This window comes from Streptomyces cyaneus, assembly GCF_004028635.1.
GTDB classification, from domain to species: Bacteria; Actinomycetota; Actinomycetes; order Streptomycetales; family Streptomycetaceae; genus Streptomyces; species Streptomyces cyaneus.
This window is the reverse complement of sequence record NZ_RQJW01000006.1, coordinates 1-19,229: the sequence shown is the minus strand read 5'-3', so window position 1 is coordinate 19,229 and position 19,229 is coordinate 1. Positions and strand designations below refer to the sequence as shown.

Genomic DNA, 19,229 nt, shown 5'->3' with positions numbered 1-19,229 from the left:
GGCTCCGCCTCGCGGCGGCGGTCACTTCCCGGCGCCGGTCCAGGCAATGTCAGCCCGTCCGTCGTTTGAGGACGAGCAGGGCCATCCCGATCCCCCACCCACCCGCAGGGGGCTCCGCCTCGCGGCAGCGGTCACTTCCCGGCGCCGGCCCAGGCAATGTCAGCCCGTCCGGCGTTTGAGGACGAGGCCGTTCAGGCCGATGGGGGTCCAGGGGGCGGAGCCCCCTGGCGGGGTCGAAGGGGCGGAGCCCCTTCAAGGACGGGAAGGGTAGGGGCGGCGGGGGCGAGAATCCCCACCGCCCCCCACACCTACGTAGTGGACCGCCGCCGCCGAGCCCCCGGCCGCCGCTCACTCGGCCGAGTAACAGGATCCCCGGCCTCCACCGCAGCAGCCCGCCGCCGCAGCCCGAAGTCCGCCAACGCCTCAGCCAACTTGTGCACAGACGGCTCCGGAGCCATCACATCCACCCGAAGCCCATGCTCCTCAGCAGTCTTCGCGGTAGCAGGCCCAATACAGGCGATCACAGTCACGTTGTGCGGCTTGCCGGCAATCCCCACCAGATTCCGCACCGTGGACGACGACGTGAAGAGAACGGCATCAAAGCCACCCCCCTTGATCGCCTCCCGCGTCTCGGCCGGCGGCGGCGAAGCCCGCACGGTCCGATAAGCCGTGACGTCGTCGACCTCCCAGCCCAGCTCGATGAGCCCGGCCACCAAGGTCTCGGTGGCAATGTCCGCCCGAGGCAGGAACACCCGGTCGATCGGATCGAAAACGGGGTCATACGGCGGCCAGTCCTCGAGCAACCCCGCAGCCGACTGCTCCCCACTGGGCACAAGATCCGGCTTCACACCGAAGGCAATCAGCGCCTTGGCGGTCTGCTCCCCCACCGCGGCGACCTTGATCCCGGCAAACGCCCGAGCATCGAGCCCGTACTCCTCGAACTTCTCCCGCACAGCCTTGACCGCGTTGACAGACGTAAACGCAATCCACTCGTACCGCCCGGTGACGAGCCCCTTGACCGCCCGCTCCATCTGCTGAGGCGTCCGCGGCGGCTCGACGGCGATCGTCGGCACCTCGTGCGGCACGGCCCCGTACGACCGCAACTGGTCGGAGAGCGAAGCCGCCTGCTCCTTCGTACGAGGAACGAGCACCCGCCACCCGAAGAGCGGCTTGGACTCGAACCACGACAACTGCTCACGCTGAGCAGCAGCGGAACGCTCACCGACCACGGCTATCACCGGCCGCCCGCCTTCGGGCGAGGGCAGCACCTTGGCCTGCTTCAGCGTCTGCGCGATGGTCCCGAGCGTCGCGGTCCAGGTCCGCTGGCGCGTGGTCGTACCGGCGACAGTGACCGTCATCGGCGTATCAGGCTTACGACCCGCGGACACCAGCTCACCCGCAGCCGCACCGACAGCATCCAGCGTCGTCGAGACGACAACCGTCCCGTCCGACGCCCCGACCTCGGTCCAGCACCGGTCCGAAGCCGTGCGCGCATCCACGAACCGCACGTCCGCGCCCTGCGCGTCCCGCAGAGGCACACCGGCATACGCCGGCACACCCACGGCGGCGGCCACACCCGGCACGACCTCGAACGGCACACCCGCCGCGGCGCACGCGAGCATCTCCTCGGCGGCGTACGCGTCGAGCCCGGGATCCCCGGACACCGCACGGACGACCCGCCTGCCGCTGCGCGCGGCCTCCATGACAAGATGTGCGGCATCCCGCACCGCGGGTAGCGCAGCGGTCGTTGACGCGCCGTCAACAACCGCTAGCTGAGGCGTGCCTGTGCCCGAAACGGCGTCCGGCTCAGGACCCGTATCGGTGTACACCTCGGCGACACCGGATCTGGCGTGCTGGCGTACGACGTCGAGCACCTCGTGCTCGGCGACGAGTACGTCCGCGTTCGCCAGCGCCTCGACGGCGCGCAGAGTCAGCAGTCCCGGATCCCCGGGTCCGGCACCGAGGAAGGTGACGTGCCCGTGTTCAGGACCGGCGGCGGGAAGAGTGGTGGGGCTCACTGTGCTCGCTCCCCCATCAGACCGGCCGCGCCCTGGGCAAGCATCTCGGTAGCGAGTTCGCGACCGAGCGCCAGCGCTTGGTCGTGCTTCTCGGGCACGGGACCGGTGGTGGACAGCTGCACCATCCGCGTGCCGTCGGTCGTGCCGACGACGCCGCGCAGGCGCATTTCCTTGACAATCTGCCCGTCGGCCAACAGGTCGGCCAGCGCGCCCACAGGGGCGGAGCAGCCGGCCTCCAGGGCGGCGAGCAGTGATCGCTCGGCGGTCACGGCGACCCGGGTGAACGGGTCGTCGAGTTCGCCGAGCGCGGCGATCAGGTCCGCGTTGTCCGCGGTGCACTCGATCGCCAGGGCCCCCTGGCCGGGGGCGGGCAAAACCGTGTCGACTGACAGGAAATCAGTCACCTCGTCAATGCGGCCGATGCGCTGCAACCCGGCCGCAGCCAGCACCACCGCATCCAGCTCGCCGTCGCGCACGTACCCGATGCGGGTATCCACGTTGCCGCGGATCGGGACCGTCTCGATGTCCAGCCCGTGGCTGCGCGCGTACGCGTTCAGCTGCGCCATCCGGCGCGGCGCACCCGTACCGATGCGCGCCCCGCGCGGCAGGTCGGTGAACTTCAGGGCGTCCCGGGCGACGATCACGTCGCGCGGGTCCTCCCGCTCGGGAACGGCCGCGAGGACCAGTTCCTCGGGCTGCGAGGTCGGCAGGTCCTTCAGGGAGTGCACCGCGAAGTCGACCTCGCCGTTGAGGAGCGCGTCGCGCAGGGCGGTGACGAACACGCCGGTGCCGCCGATCTGCGCGAGCGCCTCGCGGGAGACATCGCCGTACGTGGTGATCTCGATCAGCTCGACGGGCCGCCCGGTCACCCGGCTCACGGCGTCCGCGACCTGCCCGGACTGGGCCATGGCGAGCTTGCTGCGCCTGGTGCCGAGCCGTAGTGGCTGCTGAGTCATCGTGGGCCTCGGTTCTTCTCGGTGCTGTCCTCGGCGCGCGAGACGGAGGCCACCGTCTCCTGGTCGAGGTCGAACAGGGTCCGCAGCGCGTCCGCGTACCCGGCGCCGCCGGGCTCGGCCGCGAGCTGCTTGACCCGCACGGTCGGCGCGTGCAGCAGCTTGTCCACCACGCGCCGCACGGTCTGCGTGATCTCACTGCGGTGCTTGTCGTCGAGGCCCGGCAGACGGCCCTCCAGGCGGGCGATCTCGTTCGCCACGACATCGGCGGCCATGGTGCGCAGCGCGACGACGGTGGGCGTGATGTGAGCGGCCCGCTGCGCCGCCCCGAAGGCGGCGACCTCGTCGGAAACGATACGGCGGACCTGGTCGACGTCGGCCGCCATCGGAGCGTCGGCGGAAGCTTCCGCCAGCGACTCGATGTCGACCAGCCGCACCCCGGCCAGCCGGTGCACGGCGGCGTCGATGTCGCGCGGCATGGCGAGGTCGAGGAGGGCGAGCACCGGCGCGGGGCGGGGTGCCTCGGCGACGGGCTCGGGCTTGCGGCGCTCGGGGATCCGGCCGACGGTGGCCACGGTCGCGGCGAGCGCGGTGATCAGCTCGGCGTCGGCCTCGGGGCTGCGCCGGGCGGCCTCACGTCGGTCGACGGCGCTGCCCGCGGCCCAGGCCGCGTGCTGCTCCAGCGTGGCCGCGTCCATGCCGGCGACGGCGGCCTCCCCGAACACGGAAAAACCTCCCTGCACGGCGGTGAGGTCCAGCGGACAGTCCTCGTCGGTGCCGACGCTGGTGGGCGGCAGCGGAGTCTGCCGTACGTCGCCACCGTCGGCGTTGGCCCTGGCGGCGGGCGCCTTGGCCGTCGTACGACCGCTGCCCTCGGCGTCCTCGAAGGCGACCGGCCGCCCGGTACGGCCCTCTACCGCGGCCGCGATCTCCTCGGCCGTGAGGACGACGCCGGTCGCGCCGGTGCAGGAGACGGCGATGTCGGCACGTGTCAGCTCGACCGGCACCGACTCCATCGGTACCGCGCGGGCCAGCACGTCCGTGTCGTCGGCCTCGCTCGAGCCCTGTCCGTATTGCTCTGCGAGCAGGGCAGCGAGGCGCTCGGCGCGGTCGAAGGTGCGGTTGGCGACGACGATCTCGGCGACCCCGGCACGCGCGAGCGTGGCGGCGGCCAGCGAGGACATCGACCCGGCGCCGATGACCAGGGCCTTCTTGCCGCGGGCCCACGCCATGACGTCCGTCCCCGCGGCCAGCTGCTCCAGGCCGAAGGTGACCAGGGACTGCCCGGCACGGTCGATCCCGGTCTCGGAGTGGGCGCGCTTGCCGACCCGCAGGGCCTGCTGGAACAGGTCGTTCAGCAGCCGCCCGGCGCTGTGCAGCTCCTGCGCCTTGGCGAGGGAGTCCTTGATCTGCCCGAGGATCTGCCCTTCCCCGACGACCATGGAGTCGAGCCCACAGGCCACCGAGAACAGATGATGTACGGCCCGGTCCTCGTAGTGGACGTACAGGTAGGGCGTGAGCTCGTCGAGGCCCACCCCGCTGTGCTGGGCGAGCAGCGTGGACAGCTCGGCGACACCGGCGTGGAACTTGTCGACGTCGGCGTACAGCTCGATGCGGTTGCAGGTGGCGAGCACCGCGGCCTCGGTGGCCGGTTCCGCGGCGACGGTGTCCTGCAGCAGCTTGATCTGGGCGTCCGCGCTCAGCGCCGCCCGCTCCAGAACGCTGACCGGGGCGCTGCGGTGGCTCAGCCCTACGACGAGGAGACTCATGCCGGCATCACGGCGGGTACGTCCCCGTCGGGCCCCTGGTCGGCGGATGCGTCGGACTCCTCGCGGGTGACGGCGGCCGGTCCGGTGCCGTCGGAGTGGGCGGCGTCCTCGCCGGCCTTGCGCTGCTCGTGGAAGGCGAGGATCTGCAGCTCGATGGAGAGGTCGACCTTGCGCACGTCGACGCCGTCCGGAACGGTCAGGACGGTCGGCGCGAAGTTCAGGATGGAGGTGACCCCGGCGGCCACGAGCCGGTCACAGACCGCCTGGGCGGCACCGGCGGGGGTGGCGATGACGCCGATCGACACGCCGTTGTCCTGGATGATCTTCTCCAGGTCGTCGGAGTGCTGCACGGGAATCCCGGCGACGGGCTTGCCCGCCATCGCCGGATCGGCGTCGATGAGCGCGGCAACGCGGAACCCACGGGAGGCGAACCCGCCGTAGTTGGCGAGCGCGGCGCCGAGGTTACCGATACCGACGATCACAACCGGCCAGTCCTGGGTGAGCCCCAGCTCACGGGAGATCTGGTAGACGAGATACTCGACGTCGTAGCCGACACCCCTCGTGCCGTACGACCCGAGGTACGAGAAGTCCTTGCGCAGCTTCGCGGAATTGACCCCCGCCGCGGCCGCGAGCTCCTCGGACGAGACCGTGGGTACCGAGCGCTCCGACAGCGCCGTCAGGGCTCGGAGGTACAGCGGAAGCCGGGCGACGGTGGCCTCGGGAATCCCTCGGCTGCGGGTCGCCGGTCGGTGAGTTCGGCCAGTTGCCACGGTGCTCCTGCGGGTAGAGCGGGGCTGCAGGCGGTCACACGTACCCAGACCGCCCCGTCGACAGCAGGCTATGTCTTTGTGAACGCGTGCACAAAGATGGTGTCCGATTTGCCCGCCCAACGTGACCGGGCTCACGCACGCCCGGCGCACAGGTATGGAACCGGCGCATTCGCACCACCGTTCCTCTGCTCTTGGGGGCAAAACCGCACACTCTCCTCAACGATCCCCGCCCCCGAGACCAAGTCGCCGTCGATCCTAAGCGACTTCCCGGACCAGTTGGACTACTCAGTCAGTGCTTTGCGGAGGCGATTCTCGTTCACGCGCCAGAAGGTGTGCTGGGCGCCGTCGACGAGGACGACGGGGATCTGTTCCCAGTACTGCTCGTGGAGTTGGGGGTCCTGGTTGATGTCCTTCAGCTCCCACGGAACCCCCAGCTCGGCACAGACCTTCTCGACGACGATCTGTGCGTCATCACACAGATGACAGTCCGGCTTTCCGATGAGGGTGACGAGCCGGTCCTGGGGGGACTTGGCCGTGGCACGACGAAACAGAGGACTCATGTCAGCCATTCTCGCGCGCCGACACCCGCGGGCCGAACGGATGCACCACCACGCTGTTTAACTGCGCGGTCGCGGAGAGTTCACAACCTTCAAACCTCTCGACTCCGGAAGCACCGAACAAACTGGCTATGCTCACGGTCATGGCCGCTCTTGGATGGCTCACTCCCCGTAGGCGCTCCGCCACGGCGCGGAGCGTGTTGGCTGGCGAGGCTTCGGCGGAGGCAGCGCGCAAGTCGTCGCAGGAGACGACGGAGGTCTCCGACGCCGAACCGGAGTTCCCGGTACTCGGCGACGACAAGGCCGCCGCGTTCTTCGACCTGGACAACACCGTGATGCAAGGTGCCGCCCTCTTCCACTTCGGGCGGGGCCTGTACAAGCGGAAGTTCTTCGAGACACGCGACCTCGCCAAGTTCGCCTGGCAGCAGGCGTGGTTCAGGCTGGCGGGCGTCGAGGACCCCGAGCACATGCAGGAGGCCCGCGACTCGGCCCTCTCCATCGTGAAGGGCCACCGCGTCGCCGAGCTCCAGTCGATCGGCGAGGAGATCTACGACGAGTACATGGCCGAGCGCATCTGGCCCGGCACGCGCGCCCTCGCCCAGGCACACCTGGACGCGGGCCAGAAGGTCTGGCTGGTGACGGCGGCCCCCGTGGAGATCGCCCAGGTGATCGCCCGCCGCCTCGGCCTCACCGGCGCCCTGGGCACGGTGGCGGAATCAGTGGACGGCGTCTACACGGGCAAGCTGGTCGGCGAACCCCTCCACGGCCCGGCGAAGGCGGAGGCGGTGCGCGCCCTTGCCTCGGCAGAGGGCCTGGACCTCTCCCGCTGCGCGGCGTACAGCGACTCGCACAACGACATCCCGATGCTCTCCCTGGTCGGCCACCCCTACGCCATCAACCCCGACACCAAGCTCCGCAAACACGCCCGCAAGCTGGACTGGCGCCTACGCGACTACCGCACAGGCCGAAAGGCAGCGAAGGTCGGCATCCCGGCGGCCGCGGGGGTGGGAGCGGTGGCCGGCGGAACGGCTGCGGCGATCGCACTGCACAAGCGCCGACGGTAGCGAGCGGCCGAGCCCTCCGGCGACTGGACCGGTGTTGCTTGCGGGAGCCTCTCCCGGTTAGGTCGGCGGGCCTGCGCGGGTGAGAGTTGCCGGTGGATGCCTGCGGCAGCCCGTTGCCGTCCAGTGGGGGTGCGCGTAGCGCCAACGGTCGGTGGGTGGGTGGGTCGGGGCCGCGCCGGGGGTGTCCGTCCTCGGACCGGCGGCCCCCTTAAGCCAAGACGTGCTGCGTGTTGACGCCGGCCACTGCGGGCGGACACTCCCCGACACGTCCTCTTCCCGCCGTACGCGACCGCGGGACCATGGGGGCTACGGGCCACCCCGTCGGCGTGCAGCGGGCTCGCCTGACGACACTGAGGGTTCCCCTTCCGGCGCCGAACCCGGCAACGCGAACCGGCCCTCCCGGCACTGACAGTCACGAGCACCACCATCCCGAACCCCCACCTGCGGCTTCCAGCCCAGCTCGGACCGTCCGCCGCCCGAGGACGAGCACCGCCATCCCAAACCCCCACCCACCCGCTGAGGGCTCTACCCCACGGCACGGACGGTCACGTCCCAGCGCCGGCCCAGTCAATCCAGCCCGTCCGCCGTCCAAGGACGAGCACCGCCATCCCAAACCCCCACCCACCCGCTGAGGGCTCTGCCCCACGGCACGGACGGTCACGTCCCGGCGCCGGCCCAGTCAATCCAGCCCGTCCGGCGTTTGAGGACGAGGCCCCTTCAGGGCCGAAGCGGGGGTCTGGGGGCCGCAGCCCCCCCCAGGACGGCGGGGTCGAAGGGGCGGCAGCCCCTGGAGGACGGGAAGGGTAGGGGCGGCGGGGGCGAGGACCGTTCTTGGGCCACGCCCGGCCGAACAGCCAATCCGCACCCCATACCCCCACAACCCCCTGTCCAGTCCCCTTGGCTGCACACGGCCACAACACGCCCCGGAGTAAGCCGGAACACGGACGACTTCGATCAACAACCGGTCACTCTCCGGCACTTGATCGGGCGTCAATCGGTTACAGAAGAGACGCAATCGGTGATTTGAGCAACTGGGCGTAGCAGTGCCTGCACGAAGCGTTATTCTCCTCAGACGCAAACCGGTACCCCTCCGTCGCTACGACGGGTGAACGGTCCCGCACTGCACGTGATGGAAGCTCTGCCTCTGGGAGTCCCGTGTACCCACACGTCGGGGTTGACGCCTCGGGCCTGGCTACGCTGCGCGCAACGGTCAAAGACCTGTTGCGCGGCTTCGTCCCCACCGCGTACGCCGTCCCCGCCCTCGCCGTAACCAGCGCACCCGTAGGCCCGTGCTACGCGCTCGCCGACGGCAGCGCCGCCGTCGGCAGACGGGGACGCTCGGCCGGTGCGGCAACCGCTCGTCGGCCTGCCGCCGACAGCGACAGCGCTCGAATGATGGATCTCGTGGAACGCGCACAGGCCGGCGAGGCCGACGCGTTCGGACGGCTCTACGACCAATACAGCGACACCGTCTATCGCTACATCTACTACCGAGTCGGAGGGAAGGCCACCGCCGAGGACCTAACGAGCGAGACCTTCCTTCGGGCACTCCGCCGCATCGGCACCTTCACCTGGCAGGGACGGGACTTCGGGGCATGGCTCGTGACCATCGCCCGCAACCTCGTCGCCGACCACTTCAAGTCCAGCCGGTTCCGGCTGGAGGTGACCACCGGGGAGATGCTCGACGCCAACGAGGTCGAGCGCTCCCCCGAGGACTCCGTCCTCGAGTCGCTCTCCAACGCCGCACTGCTCGACGCCGTACGACGCCTCAACCCGCAGCAGCAGGAGTGCGTCACCCTCCGTTTCCTCCAGGGCCTCTCCGTCGCCGAGACCGCCCGCGTCATGGGCAAGAACGAGGGCGCCATCAAGACCCTCCAGTACCGGGCCGTGCGCACCCTCGCCCGGCTGCTCCCGGACGACGTGCGCTGAGCCCGCCACCCCCCTTCGAAACAGCACTCTCCGCAACCCTCAACTCACCATCGGTGACAGTCTGTTGACTTCGCGGTCCGTTCATCCTCCGTCCGTAACCCAAGTGCCAAGCCGCTCGTTGTGCGGGATGCAGGCTCCCTGTGGTCACTCCCTGGCCGACTTCGATCACTCGATCGTGTGGTTTTGGTCAGGGCGTGCAACCCTCAGGACCCCCTGGGGAGTCGACCGTCATCACGAGAGGAGGTGCCGCCAGTGATCGCGAACGTATCGGCGCACCGGCGGGCGAACGCCTTCGCCCAGGCCCTGGAGGAGCTGACCGACCGGGGCTCGGCGGCCGGGCAGGCCGAGCAGTCCGATGGATCGGCACCAGCATCGGTTGCTGCGGAACAGACCGAGCAGGGGCGCCTGTTGGCCGTCACCGCGAGTCTGGACGAGCTGCCCAAGCCCGTGCTCGACCCCGAGGTCAAGGTCGTTCAGCGGGCCCAGCTCGTCGCCGCGATGGAGGCCATGCTGCAGGAGGGCACGGCGGGGGGCGAGGCGGATCCCGCCGTACCCGGGCAGCGCTCGAATCGGGCACCGGGCGCCCACCGGGCGTCCCCGCTGGGGAAGTTGCGGCCGCGTTCACGGCTGACGAAAGGCCTGGCTGCGGGCGGGCTCAGCGTCGGTGTCGCCGCGGGAGCCTTCGGTGGAGTGGCCGCGGCGAGTTCGGACGCCCTGCCCGGTGACTCTCTCTATCCCCTCAAGCGCGGCATCGAGGACTTCAAGCTCAATGTCATGGCCGACGGGGACGACGAGCGCGGGCGAACGTATCTCGACCAGGCCTCCACCCGGCTGAGCGAGGCCCGGCGGCTGATGGAGCGTGATCGCGGCGGACAGCTCGACCATGAGTCGCTAGCCGAGATCCGTCGCGCCCTGTCCGGCATGCGCCACGACGCCTCGGAGGGGCATCGCCTGCTCCGTGAGGCGTACGAGCGCGATCCGGGCTCCCTGGGGCCCATCCAGGCCCTCTCCGCCTTCTCACGCTCCCACCGCGAGGTGTGGGGCCACCTCCGCGAGCGGCTTCCCCTCCAGCTCGGGGACGTCAGTGACCAGGTGTCGTCGGTGTTCGACGCCATAGACGAAGAGGTCGCCCCACTGCAGTCCCTCCTCCCGCCGACTCCGGCGCAGGGCGGCGACGGCAAGCGGCGGGGCGGTTCCGGATCGGCGTCGACCGGTACATCCGGCTCCGACCGATCGGCCCACCCCAGCGCCGGCGGCAGCGGCTCCTCCGACGGCAACCGGTCCAGCCGCCCCAGCAATTCGGCCGAGAGCTCCGGCAGCGAGAGCGAGGGCCTGCTCGGCGGAAACACCGGCGGCCTGCTCGACCCCCCGAAGGACACCAGCGGCACCGGCACCTCACCCTCCACATCGGCCCCCAGCACCGAGCCCGCCGTCACCCTGCCACCACTGCTCCCGGGCCTGCTCCCCGGCCTGGGCATCGAGGGCGAGGACGCGAACTAGCGCCCGCAGAGCAGCGAGTCCGAGTCGTACGACGACGGGGGCCCCTCGTGTGAGGGGCCCCCGTCGTCGTACCAACGCTTCGTACGTCGGAAGAAACAAGACCGCCTGTCAGAAGAAGACAGACCGCCGCTGCACCAGCAACTTGTACAGCGTGTGCTGGATCTGCTCCCTGACCTGGTCGGTCAGGTTGAACATCAGCATCGGGTCCTCGGCGGCCTCCGGCGGATAGCCGTCCGTGGGGATCGGCTCGCCGAACTGGATCGTCCACTTGGTCGGGAGAGGGATCGCGCCCAGCGGGCCCAGCCACGGGAAGGTCGGCGTGAGCGGGAAGTACGGGAAGCCGAGCAGACGGGCCAGGGTCTTCGCGTTGCCGATCATCGGGTAGATCTCCTCCGCGCCGACGATCGAGCACGGGATGATCGGGGTGCCCTGGCGCAGGGCCGTGGAGACGAAGCCGCCGCGGCCGAAGCGCTGCAGCTTGTAGCGCTCGGAGAAGGGCTTGCCGATGCCCTTGAAGCCCTCCGGCATCACACCGACCAGCTCGCCCTGGCCCAGCAGCCGCTCGGCGTCCTCGGCGCAGGCCAGGGTGTGGCCGAGCTTGCGGGCGAGTTCGTTGACCACGGGCAGCATGAAGACCAGGTCGGCCGCGAGCAGCCGCAGATGCCTGCCCGCCGGGTGCTGGTCGTGCACGGCGACCTGCATCATCAAGCCGTCCAGCGGCAGCGTCCCGGAGTGGTTGGCGACGATCAGCGCGCCGCCCTCGGACGGGATGTTCTCCACGCCCTTCACCTCGACCCGGAAGTAGTTCTCGTACACCGGGCGCAGCAGGGACATCAGGACCTGGTCGGTGAGCTCCTCGTCGTACCCGAAGTCGTCGACCTCGTAGTCCCCCGTGAGGCGGCGGCGCAGGAAGGCCAGGCCGCTCGCGATGCGCCGCTCCAGGCCGCCGTCGTCCTGGGGCTTCTGGGGCGGCTGTTCCTCACGTGTCACAGGAACATCATCCTGCGCGAAGGACCGTCCGGGGAGGGGCTGGACCTCGCGTACCAGCGCGGATTCACCGTTCTTGCGCCGGCTCCCCGCGCTCCGGCGCCGCTGCGGCCGCTGTACGGCGCTCCCACGGGACCGGTCGTCGTCGAACGGAATGACCTTGGCGTCCGCCATCGTTGATGCGCTCCTCAGTTGGCGCTCTGCGTCGGGAGGTTGCCGCCGCCCAGGACGGGCAGCGCGGCGATCCGGTCGACGGCCCCCGCAAGGGCCTCCGGCGGCAGGAGTCCGGGACCGCGGCTCTTCGCGAAGTCCGCGAACGTCTCCGCAGTCGTGTACTTCGGCTTGTATCCCAGCGTCTCTCGCATCTGGTCCGTCGACACCACCCGGCCGTGCGTGAGCAGCCTGATCTGCTCGGGCGAGAAGTCCGACATGCCCAGCGTACGCACCAGGGAGCCCGCCCAGGTGACCGCGGGGAGCAGGAGCGGCACGGTGGGGCGACCGAGGCGCCGTGAGCACTGCGAGAGGAGCAGGACGCCGTCGCCGGCGATGTTGAAGGTGCCGCTGTTGAGCGTGCCCCGCTCCGGCTCGTGCGAGGCGATGCGCAGCACCTCGATCACGTCGTACTCGTGCACGAACTGCAGCCGCGGGTCGTAGCCGAACACGGTCGGCAGGACCGGCAGCGAGAAGTACGAGGCGAGCGGCGTGTCCGCGGTGGGCCCGAGGATGTTGGCGAACCGAAGCACACACACGGCAACGTCCGGCCGCCGCCGCGCGAACCCGCGCACATAACCCTCCACCTCGACGGCGTCCTTGGCGAAGCCGCCGCTGGGCAGGGACTTGGGCGGGGTGGTCTCGGTGAAGACGGCCGGGTCGCGGGGCGCGGATCCGTACACGTTCGTACTGGACTTGACCACGAGCCGCTTGACGTTGGGGGACTTCTGGCAGGCGCCCAGCAACTGCATCGTCCCGATGACGTTGGTCTCCTTGACCGTGGTCCGGCTGCCACTGCCCAGCGCGGTACCGGTCACGTCCATGTGTACGACGGTGTCGGCGCCGCTCTCGGCCAGTACCCGCGCGATGGTGGGCTGCCGGATGTCGGCCTGGATGAAGTCGGCACCGCCCAGATGATGCTCGGGCGGAACCGCGTCCACGGCGACCACCCGGTCCACCTGTGGGTCCCGCTGGATGCGTCGTACGAAACGGCCCCCCAGTTGACGGGCCACTCCGGTCACGAGCACGACCTTGCCCAAGATCAGCGCCTTCCTTCCAGCACTCGTACCCCTGCCGAGTTCCCCGTGTGCGGCCAACTTAGCGGGTTGATGTTGCGCTGTGATGACCGCCCAATGCATGAAGTGACGAGAATTCCATGCGTACGACCAGACGGCTCACCCCCTCTGTCCAGTCATATGCACAGCGTTCGACCCTTCGCACAGCGACCTCGCCCAAACCGGTCCACGTGACCGCGATACACGTGTGGCCCCCCACCTGATCTCGGATCTGGTGGGGGGCCACAAAGCACGCCACTTTCGCGGCGCGCAGCGCTTACTTCTTGTTGCGACGCTGAACGCGCGTGCGCTTGAGCAGCTTGCGGTGCTTCTTCTTGGCCATCCGCTTGCGCCGCTTCTTGATAACAGAGCCCACGACTACCCTCGCTCACTTCTCATCACTCGGTGTTTGGGCGCCATGGGCCCACACGACCTACGAGGGGCTAGCCTACCCGCCCAAGCGCTGAGGTCGTAATCGAGGGGACTCGGGGGAATCCTGAAGTGCCCTGAGGATCCCCCCTCGCCCACTGCCGTCAGGCGGTTTCCACCCCCACGTAGCTCTCGCGGAGATATTCGTGAACCGCTTGCTCCGGGACACGGAACGAACGTCCGACCCGGATCGCGGGCAGATGACCGCTGTGCACCAACCGGTACACGGTCATCTTCGACACTCGCATCACCGAGGCGACTTCCGCCACGGTAAGGAACTGAACCTCGTTCAGAGGCCTCTCGCCAGCTGCAGCCATGACACACCTGAACCTTCCGCACTCGACGGCCACCGGCTTCCCCTTCCGGTGACTCTTCGTCGCTGCGTGCTCACTCCCCAATGTAGGGGCGGGTGATGCGAGTGGGGAAGAGGTGCAGCCATCGGCGACCTACTGTGACAGACACGCTCGATTGAGTACGTAGCGGGTAAGCGGCCGGTAGTAATCAGACCGCACACCGTCATCAAGTGGAACGACGACGGACACGACCCCCTCGGCCTCTCCCACAAAGAGCGCGGGGTCATCCGTATCGGCAAGACCAATGGCCTCAAACCCCAGCTGACCTGCCCCGCAGACCCAACCGTGATCCCCGATCACCAGCTCCGGCAACGGCCCGCCGGCCTCCGCCGCGGCAGCCAGCGCGGTACGAACCGGGAGCGGTGAGTGCGAGTGTGCGCCGGTCTCACGCCCGGTGCTCGGAGCGCCGGGTTCCCGCACCAACGCGACTCCTCGTACGTAGTCAAGGTTGTACGTGCGTAGGCCGAACCGGGTCGTTATGTCGACACAGCGACCATGCGCGGGGGTGAGGACGGCACATCCCGCCGCCGACAACGCGTCCGCCAAGGCGGCGTAGAAACCGAGCAGCCGATGCGGATGCCCGGTACCGAGCAGCACGGGCTCGCTGCGCTGGGCGGCAGCACCGACCCGATCGGCGAAGGCATCCAGAGCGACCAAAGTCCGCCCAGGATCGATCACATCAAGGCCGGATACACACCCCGGATCGGCCGAAACCCCACACCTCGCCGCCATCAACCCGATCAAATCCCGCTGCCGCCAGGCCCCTTCAGGATCGAGCCCGATGAGCACACGGGGATCGCGAGCAGCAAAAAGCCGATAACTCCTGAGGCTCTCCTCCCGAGAGGTGGCCACGACCCCGGCAAGCCGAGCGGCCAGAAGATGCGCACGAAGGGCTCCGGCACTCAACACGAGAGCGATGGTGACGCACGGAAGCCCACGGAGACGTGGGAACGGGAAAACACCGCACAGTTGGGCTAATGAGACCGCGGAACACCTCCGCCAGAACACAGACGGCACCCCCTGAAGTCTCCGCCTCACAACACTGACGGCCACTTCCCAGTACGGCACAGCCGGCCATAGGGCCACCCCGCTCCCCCACCCACCCGACTAGGGGCTGCACTTTGAGACGCCGGCCCAGGTATTTCAGCCCGTCCGGCGTCCGAGGCCGAGCACCATCATCCCAATCCCCCACCCACCCGTAGGGACCCTCACCTCTCGACGCCGGCCAGCATCATCCAGCCCGTCCGGCGTCCGAGGACGAGCACCGCCACCCCGAACCCTCACCCACCCGTAGGGGCCCTCACCTCTCGACACCGGCCCAGGCAATCCAGCCCGTCCAGCGTCCGAGCACCGCCACCCCGAACCCCCACCCACCCGCTGAGGGCTCTGCCCCACGGCACGGACGGTCACGTCCCAGCGCCGGCCCGCATCATCCAGCCCGTCCGGCGTTTGAGGACGAGGCCCCTTCAGGGCCGAAGCGGGGGTCTGGGGGCCGCAGGCCCCCAGGACGGCGGGGTCGAAGGGGCGGCAGCCCCTGGAGGACGGGAAGGGTAGGGGCGGCGGGGGCGAAAACCCTCCCAGCACCCACCCCCACCTACGCCAACATCCCCCGCAACGGAAACACCGCCTTACGAGTCGCCAGCACCGCCTGATCCAGCCGATCCGCAGGGTCGTACCCCGCCTCCCAGTCAGCCCACGAGACAGGCCACCGCCCATCAGTCATCCGCGCCGGCCCCAACTGCCGAGTCCGCGCAAAGACCTCCTGCCGCCACCCCTCCGGAATCATCGCCGCAGGCTCGATCGCCCGCCCCGCAGCAATCCCCACCAGATGCGTCCACGACCGCGGCACAACCTCCACCACGGCGTACCCACCCCCACCCAGCGCGACCCACTTCCCACCCGCATACTCGTGCGCCAGGTCATGACAGGCCACCTGCACAGCGCGCTGCGCATCCAGCGAAACAGCAAGATGAGCCAGGGGATCCTCAAAATGTGTGTCAGCCCCGTGCTGGGTCACCAACACCTGCGGCCGAAAGTCAGCGATCAACTCCGGCACCACGGCATGGAACGCCCGCAGCCACCCCGCATCCCCGGTCCCAGCAGGCAACGCCACATTCACGGCCGACCCCGCCGCGGACTCACCCCCGGTCTCCTCAGGCCACCCGGTCTGCGGAAACAACGTACGAGGATGCTCATGCAACGAAACCGTCAGCACCCGCGGATCGTCCCAGAACGCCGCCTGCACCCCATCCCCGTGATGCACATCCACATCGATGTACGCGACCCGCTCGGCCCCCAGCTCCAACAGCCGAGCAATAGCCAACGAGGCATCGTTGTAGATACAGAAACCCGACGCGCCCCCCGGCATCGCATGATGCAACCCACCCGCGAAGTTCACCGCATGCAGCGCCTCCCCCCGCCACACGGCCTCCGCCGCCCCCACCGACTGCCCGGCGATGAGCGCCGACACCTCGTGCATCCCGACGAAGGCGGGATCGTCCATGGTCCCGAGCCCGTACGACTGGTCCGCCGCCCCCGGATCGACCGAGGCCGCCTTCACGGCCTCGATGTAGTCCTGCCGATGGACCAGCCGCAACGTCGACTCCCCGGCCGGCTGCGCCGCGACGACGTCCACGTCCTTGTCCAGCCCGAAGGCATCGACGAGTCTCCTGGTCAGGGCAAGCCGAACCGGGTCCATCGGATGGTCCCGGCCGAAGTCATAGCCCGTTACTGCCTCGTCCCACATCAGCTGTGCGCGGCCGCTCATGCCCGTCACCGTATCGGTCCGGTTGAGCGGCGAACGACCGGGCGTACACAAGCGTCACCAGCACCAACACCATCGGCACAAGCATGGCCCCGCGATAGTTCCACGCATCGCCCAGCGCCCCCACCAAAGGCGAACCGATCAAAAACCCCACGTAATTGAACACATTGAGCCGCGCGATGGCCGCATCCGAACCGCCCGGACCCGTCGCAAGCCGCCCCGCCGCCGCGAACGTCTGAGGCACCAGCACACACAGCCCGAGCCCCAGCAGCGTGAACCCCAGCATCCCGACCCACGCCCCGGGCGCCCCGGCCACCACCGCGAACCCGACGGCCGCGACCACCGCCCCCATCCGCACGACCGCGACAGCCCCGAACCTCCGCACCCCGAAGTCCCCGATGGCCCGCCCCAGCAGGGTGGTCACCATGTAGACGTTGTACGGCACGGTGGCCAGCTGCTCCGAACTCCCCAGCACGTCCTGCAGATACTTCGCACTCCAGTTGGAGACGGTCGAGTCCCCGATATACGCGAAGGTCATCACCAGACACAGCGGCAGCAGCGCCCTGGAGGCGACGGACCGCCCCGCACCCCCGAGCTCACCCTCCACCCGCACGGCCCCCTCGACACGTACGGCCGTCCCGTCGACGTACCACCGACTCCCCACCAGCGCGGCCGGCAGCAACACCACGACGACCGGCAGATACGACACGACGAGCGCCAGATCCCAGTGCGCCCCCGCCCAGGCCAACGAGGCCCCCACAATCCCGCCCAGGCTGTACACCGCATGAAAACTGAGCATGATGCTGCGCCCGTACGACCGCTGCAGGCTCACCCCGAGCATGTTCATCGAGGCGTCGAGCACACCCACGGCCAGCCCGAACACCGCTAGCGCGATCCCCAGTTCGACCATCCGCTGCCCCGCCCCGACCTCGAGCAGCGCCAGGAGCACGACGGGCTGGGACCACCGCAGCAGCCGGCTCGGCGGTATCCGCTTCACCAGCCGCTCGGTCGTCACACTCCCGACGCCGGCCAGGATCGGGACCGCAGCGAGGAAGGCGGGCAGCAGCGCGTCGGAGACCCCGTACCGGTCCTGAATGGCCGGAATGCGGGTCACGAGCAGCGCGAAGGCAACACCCTGAGCGAAGAAGCTGAACGCCAACGAGGCCCTACCGCGCCGCAGCACATCAGTCATGGCGGCGAGCGTAGAGCCCCGGCGTACTGGTGGGTAGATCCAGCCAAAGATGAATTCTCCTCAGCTTCACTTCCACTCACTCGGCAACGGCCCCCACAGCCATGGGAGCACGGCCGGCAGCGGCCGAGCGGTCTGCGCCGCCCTTGCCACACACCTCCCTGGCAAGCATGGCCGCCATCGGCCCCGCCGCCAGGGCCCCGCTGACGAGGAACCCGAGAACCATGGCGCCGATCATGATGACGGTGCCCAGCCACACCATCGTGTCCACCGGCAGCGTGTACGCCCCCAGGATCCGCACCACACACTCGCCGAGCAGCACCACACCCCACACCACGGAGAACACCCGCTCGGCCCGCCGGAAGTCCTCTGACCCGCTCTGCAGCCGCGCCCAGGCGGCCTCCCGTGTCTCGTCACCCTTCACCAGCCACGGCTTCATACCGGCGGTCATCATCGGCTTGCCCATCGCCACGGAGACCAGGATCCCGATCCCGATCGCGCTGCTGACCCCGCTGTCCTTCACGAGCATCAGCCGCGGATCCCCGGCAACGAAACTGAGCAGCAGCCCGACCACGTTGACGAACAGAATCAGCACGGCCAGCCCGTTGACCGTCCGCTCCCTGACCACACCCCACCCGGTCCGCACGGCCGGCACCACACTGCTCCATCCCAACGCGGCGAGCGTGCTCATCCCGAACCCGTTCTTGAACAGGTAGTACGACCCGAGCGGCACTGCCACGTCCACGATGAGCGGCACAAAGGCCTTCTTCTTCGTCATGCCCTCAGCTTCGCGGCAGGCCCCCGGACGCCAGTAGAAACGTTCGTCCGGACCTCGGCATGACAAATGTCAGACAAGCAGGTCAGCCAACTCGCCCATGTCAGAGAAGAGTTGAGTGGCCCCTGTCAGCCTCTCGGCCGGCGTCATCGCGGTGAACCCATACACATCCATCCCGGCCGCGACAGCCGCCTGCACCCCCAACGGGCTGTCCTCGATCACCACACACCGACTCGGTGCGACCCCCATCTGCTCGGCGGCATACAGAAACAGATCCGGCGCCGGTTTCCCCCGCCCCACATCCTGAGAACTGAAGATCCGCCCGTCATCGAACCACCGGTCCATCCCGGTGGTTCGATGCCCCACCCGAATCCGCTCATGACTCCCGGAGGACGCAACGCAGTACGCCACCCCGTCCGCGGCCAACTTCTCCAGCACCCCGACGGCCCCGCCCACCGGCTCCAACTCCCGCTCGAAGGCCGAAAAAACCCGCCCATGAAAGACGTCGTCGAAGTCCTCCGGCAACCGCCGCCCGGTCCGCTCCTCCACGAGATCGTGTACGCGGTGCATGGCGGCGCCCATGTAGTCGCGCAGGGACTCCTCGTACGAGGTCGGATGCCCGAGCTCGGTGAGATAGCCGGCGAGGAGCCTGTTGGAGATGGGCTCGCTGTCGACGAGCACACCGTCATTGTCGAAGATCACGAGGTCATAGCGCATACCCAGACCCTAAACGACCCCGAAATGCAGAAAGCCCCCGTGCCGGTATCCCCGGCCGGGGGCTTTCTCAAAATTTGTTCGGCGGCGTCCTACTCTCCCACAGGGTCCCCCCTGCAGTACCATCGGCGCTGTAAGGCTTAGCTTCCGGGTTCGGAATGTAACCGGGCGTTTCCCTCACGCTATAACCACC

18 protein-coding genes and 1 rRNA gene are annotated in these 19,229 nt (G+C 69.1%); 3 read left to right on the top strand and 16 right to left on the bottom strand.

Going from position 1 to position 19,229, the window contains the following annotated elements; translation table 11 throughout:
* Nucleotides 1-308: 308 nt before the first annotated feature.
* From EHO50_RS22100 to EHO50_RS44080, 6 genes are all read right to left on the bottom strand, one after another.
* Entirely contained in the window at nt 309-2,018 is a 1,710-nt protein-coding gene (locus EHO50_RS22100) for a bifunctional uroporphyrinogen-III C-methyltransferase/uroporphyrinogen-III synthase (RefSeq protein WP_128432642.1), read from the bottom strand.
* The gene (gene hemC, locus EHO50_RS22095) at nt 2,015-2,974 is read right to left on the bottom strand and encodes a hydroxymethylbilane synthase (protein ID WP_128432640.1); all 960 of its coding nucleotides are present in this window, start codon (nt 2,972-2,974) and stop codon (nt 2,015-2,017) included. Before hemC ends, EHO50_RS22100 begins: the two co-directional genes overlap by 4 nt.
* The gene (locus tag EHO50_RS22090) at nt 2,971-4,740 is read right to left on the bottom strand and encodes a glutamyl-tRNA reductase (protein ID WP_128432636.1); all 1,770 of its coding nucleotides are present in this window, start codon (nt 4,738-4,740) and stop codon (nt 2,971-2,973) included. The genes hemC and EHO50_RS22090 overlap by 4 nt, the downstream gene beginning before the upstream one ends.
* Complete coding sequence (locus tag EHO50_RS22085) at nt 4,737-5,510, bottom strand: redox-sensing transcriptional repressor Rex (RefSeq protein WP_128432633.1); 774 nt, start codon at nt 5,508-5,510, stop codon at nt 4,737-4,739. The genes EHO50_RS22090 and EHO50_RS22085 overlap by 4 nt, the downstream gene beginning before the upstream one ends.
* A 281-nt stretch (nt 5,511-5,791) precedes the next feature.
* Nucleotides 5,792-6,079 carry a glutaredoxin family protein gene (locus EHO50_RS22080; protein WP_128432631.1) on the bottom strand — a complete coding sequence of 96 codons (288 nt, stop codon included), beginning with the start codon at nt 6,077-6,079 and terminating at the stop codon, nt 5,792-5,794.
* Nucleotides 6,072-6,212 (bottom strand): hypothetical protein, encoded by a 141-nt coding sequence (locus EHO50_RS44080; protein ID WP_164904911.1) that lies wholly within the window; start codon nt 6,210-6,212, stop codon nt 6,072-6,074. Before EHO50_RS44080 ends, EHO50_RS22080 begins: the two co-directional genes overlap by 8 nt.
* On the opposite strand from EHO50_RS44080, the gene EHO50_RS22075 reads away from it, so the two are divergent.
* From EHO50_RS22075 to EHO50_RS22060, 3 genes are all read left to right on the top strand, one after another.
* On the top strand, nt 6,211-7,131 hold the full coding sequence (locus EHO50_RS22075) for an HAD family hydrolase (protein ID WP_128432628.1): 921 nt from the start codon (nt 6,211-6,213) through the stop codon (nt 7,129-7,131). The two genes, EHO50_RS44080 and EHO50_RS22075, sit on opposite strands and share 2 nt — an antisense overlap.
* Nucleotides 7,132-8,286: 1,155 nt before the next feature.
* Nucleotides 8,287-9,060 (top strand): ECF subfamily RNA polymerase sigma factor, BldN family, encoded by a 774-nt coding sequence (locus EHO50_RS22065; protein WP_128432625.1) that lies wholly within the window; start codon nt 8,287-8,289, stop codon nt 9,058-9,060.
* Nucleotides 9,061-9,312: 252 nt separating this feature from the next.
* Nucleotides 9,313-10,560, top strand: coding sequence for a DUF5667 domain-containing protein (locus EHO50_RS22060; RefSeq protein ID WP_128432623.1), 1,248 nt, complete (start codon nt 9,313-9,315; stop codon nt 10,558-10,560).
* A gap of 108 nt (nt 10,561-10,668) precedes the next feature.
* On the opposite strand, the gene EHO50_RS22055 is transcribed toward EHO50_RS22060, so the two are convergent.
* The 10 genes from EHO50_RS22055 to rrf all read right to left on the bottom strand — a co-directional run.
* Nucleotides 10,669-11,721, bottom strand: coding sequence for a lysophospholipid acyltransferase family protein (locus EHO50_RS22055; protein WP_128432621.1), 1,053 nt, complete (start codon nt 11,719-11,721; stop codon nt 10,669-10,671).
* A gap of 14 nt (nt 11,722-11,735) precedes the next feature.
* A complete protein-coding gene (locus EHO50_RS22050) occupies nt 11,736-12,797 on the bottom strand; it encodes an NAD-dependent epimerase/dehydratase family protein (RefSeq protein WP_128432618.1) in 1,062 nt (353 codons plus the stop codon).
* Nucleotides 12,798-13,089: 292 nt separating this feature from the next.
* Entirely contained in the window at nt 13,090-13,188 is a 99-nt protein-coding gene (locus tag EHO50_RS22045) for a 30S ribosomal protein bS22 (protein WP_003948845.1), read from the bottom strand.
* Nucleotides 13,189-13,345: 157 nt separating this feature from the next.
* Nucleotides 13,346-13,558 carry a helix-turn-helix domain-containing protein gene (locus tag EHO50_RS22040; RefSeq protein WP_004984898.1) on the bottom strand — a complete coding sequence of 71 codons (213 nt, stop codon included), beginning with the start codon at nt 13,556-13,558 and terminating at the stop codon, nt 13,346-13,348.
* A gap of 129 nt (nt 13,559-13,687) precedes the next feature.
* Nucleotides 13,688-14,503: a phosphatase gene (locus EHO50_RS22035; RefSeq protein WP_128432616.1), complete on the bottom strand. Its 816-nt coding sequence runs from the start codon at nt 14,501-14,503 to the stop codon at nt 13,688-13,690.
* Between the two features lie 685 nt (nt 14,504-15,188).
* The gene (locus EHO50_RS22025; protein ID WP_128432612.1) at nt 15,189-16,361 is read right to left on the bottom strand and encodes an acetoin utilization protein AcuC; all 1,173 of its coding nucleotides are present in this window, start codon (nt 16,359-16,361) and stop codon (nt 15,189-15,191) included.
* Nucleotides 16,312-17,550, bottom strand: coding sequence for an MFS transporter (locus EHO50_RS22020; RefSeq protein ID WP_128432610.1), 1,239 nt, complete (start codon nt 17,548-17,550; stop codon nt 16,312-16,314). Before EHO50_RS22020 ends, EHO50_RS22025 begins: the two co-directional genes overlap by 50 nt.
* Nucleotides 17,551-17,626: 76 nt before the next feature.
* A complete protein-coding gene (locus tag EHO50_RS22015; RefSeq protein WP_128432608.1) occupies nt 17,627-18,325 on the bottom strand; it encodes a VC0807 family protein in 699 nt (232 codons plus the stop codon).
* A 69-nt stretch (nt 18,326-18,394) separates the two neighbouring features.
* Entirely contained in the window at nt 18,395-19,039 is a 645-nt protein-coding gene (locus EHO50_RS22010; protein ID WP_128432606.1) for an HAD family hydrolase, read from the bottom strand.
* Between the two features lie 76 nt (nt 19,040-19,115).
* Nucleotides 19,116-19,229: ribosomal RNA gene (rrf, locus tag EHO50_RS22005) — 5S ribosomal RNA — on the bottom strand; the annotation flags it as partial.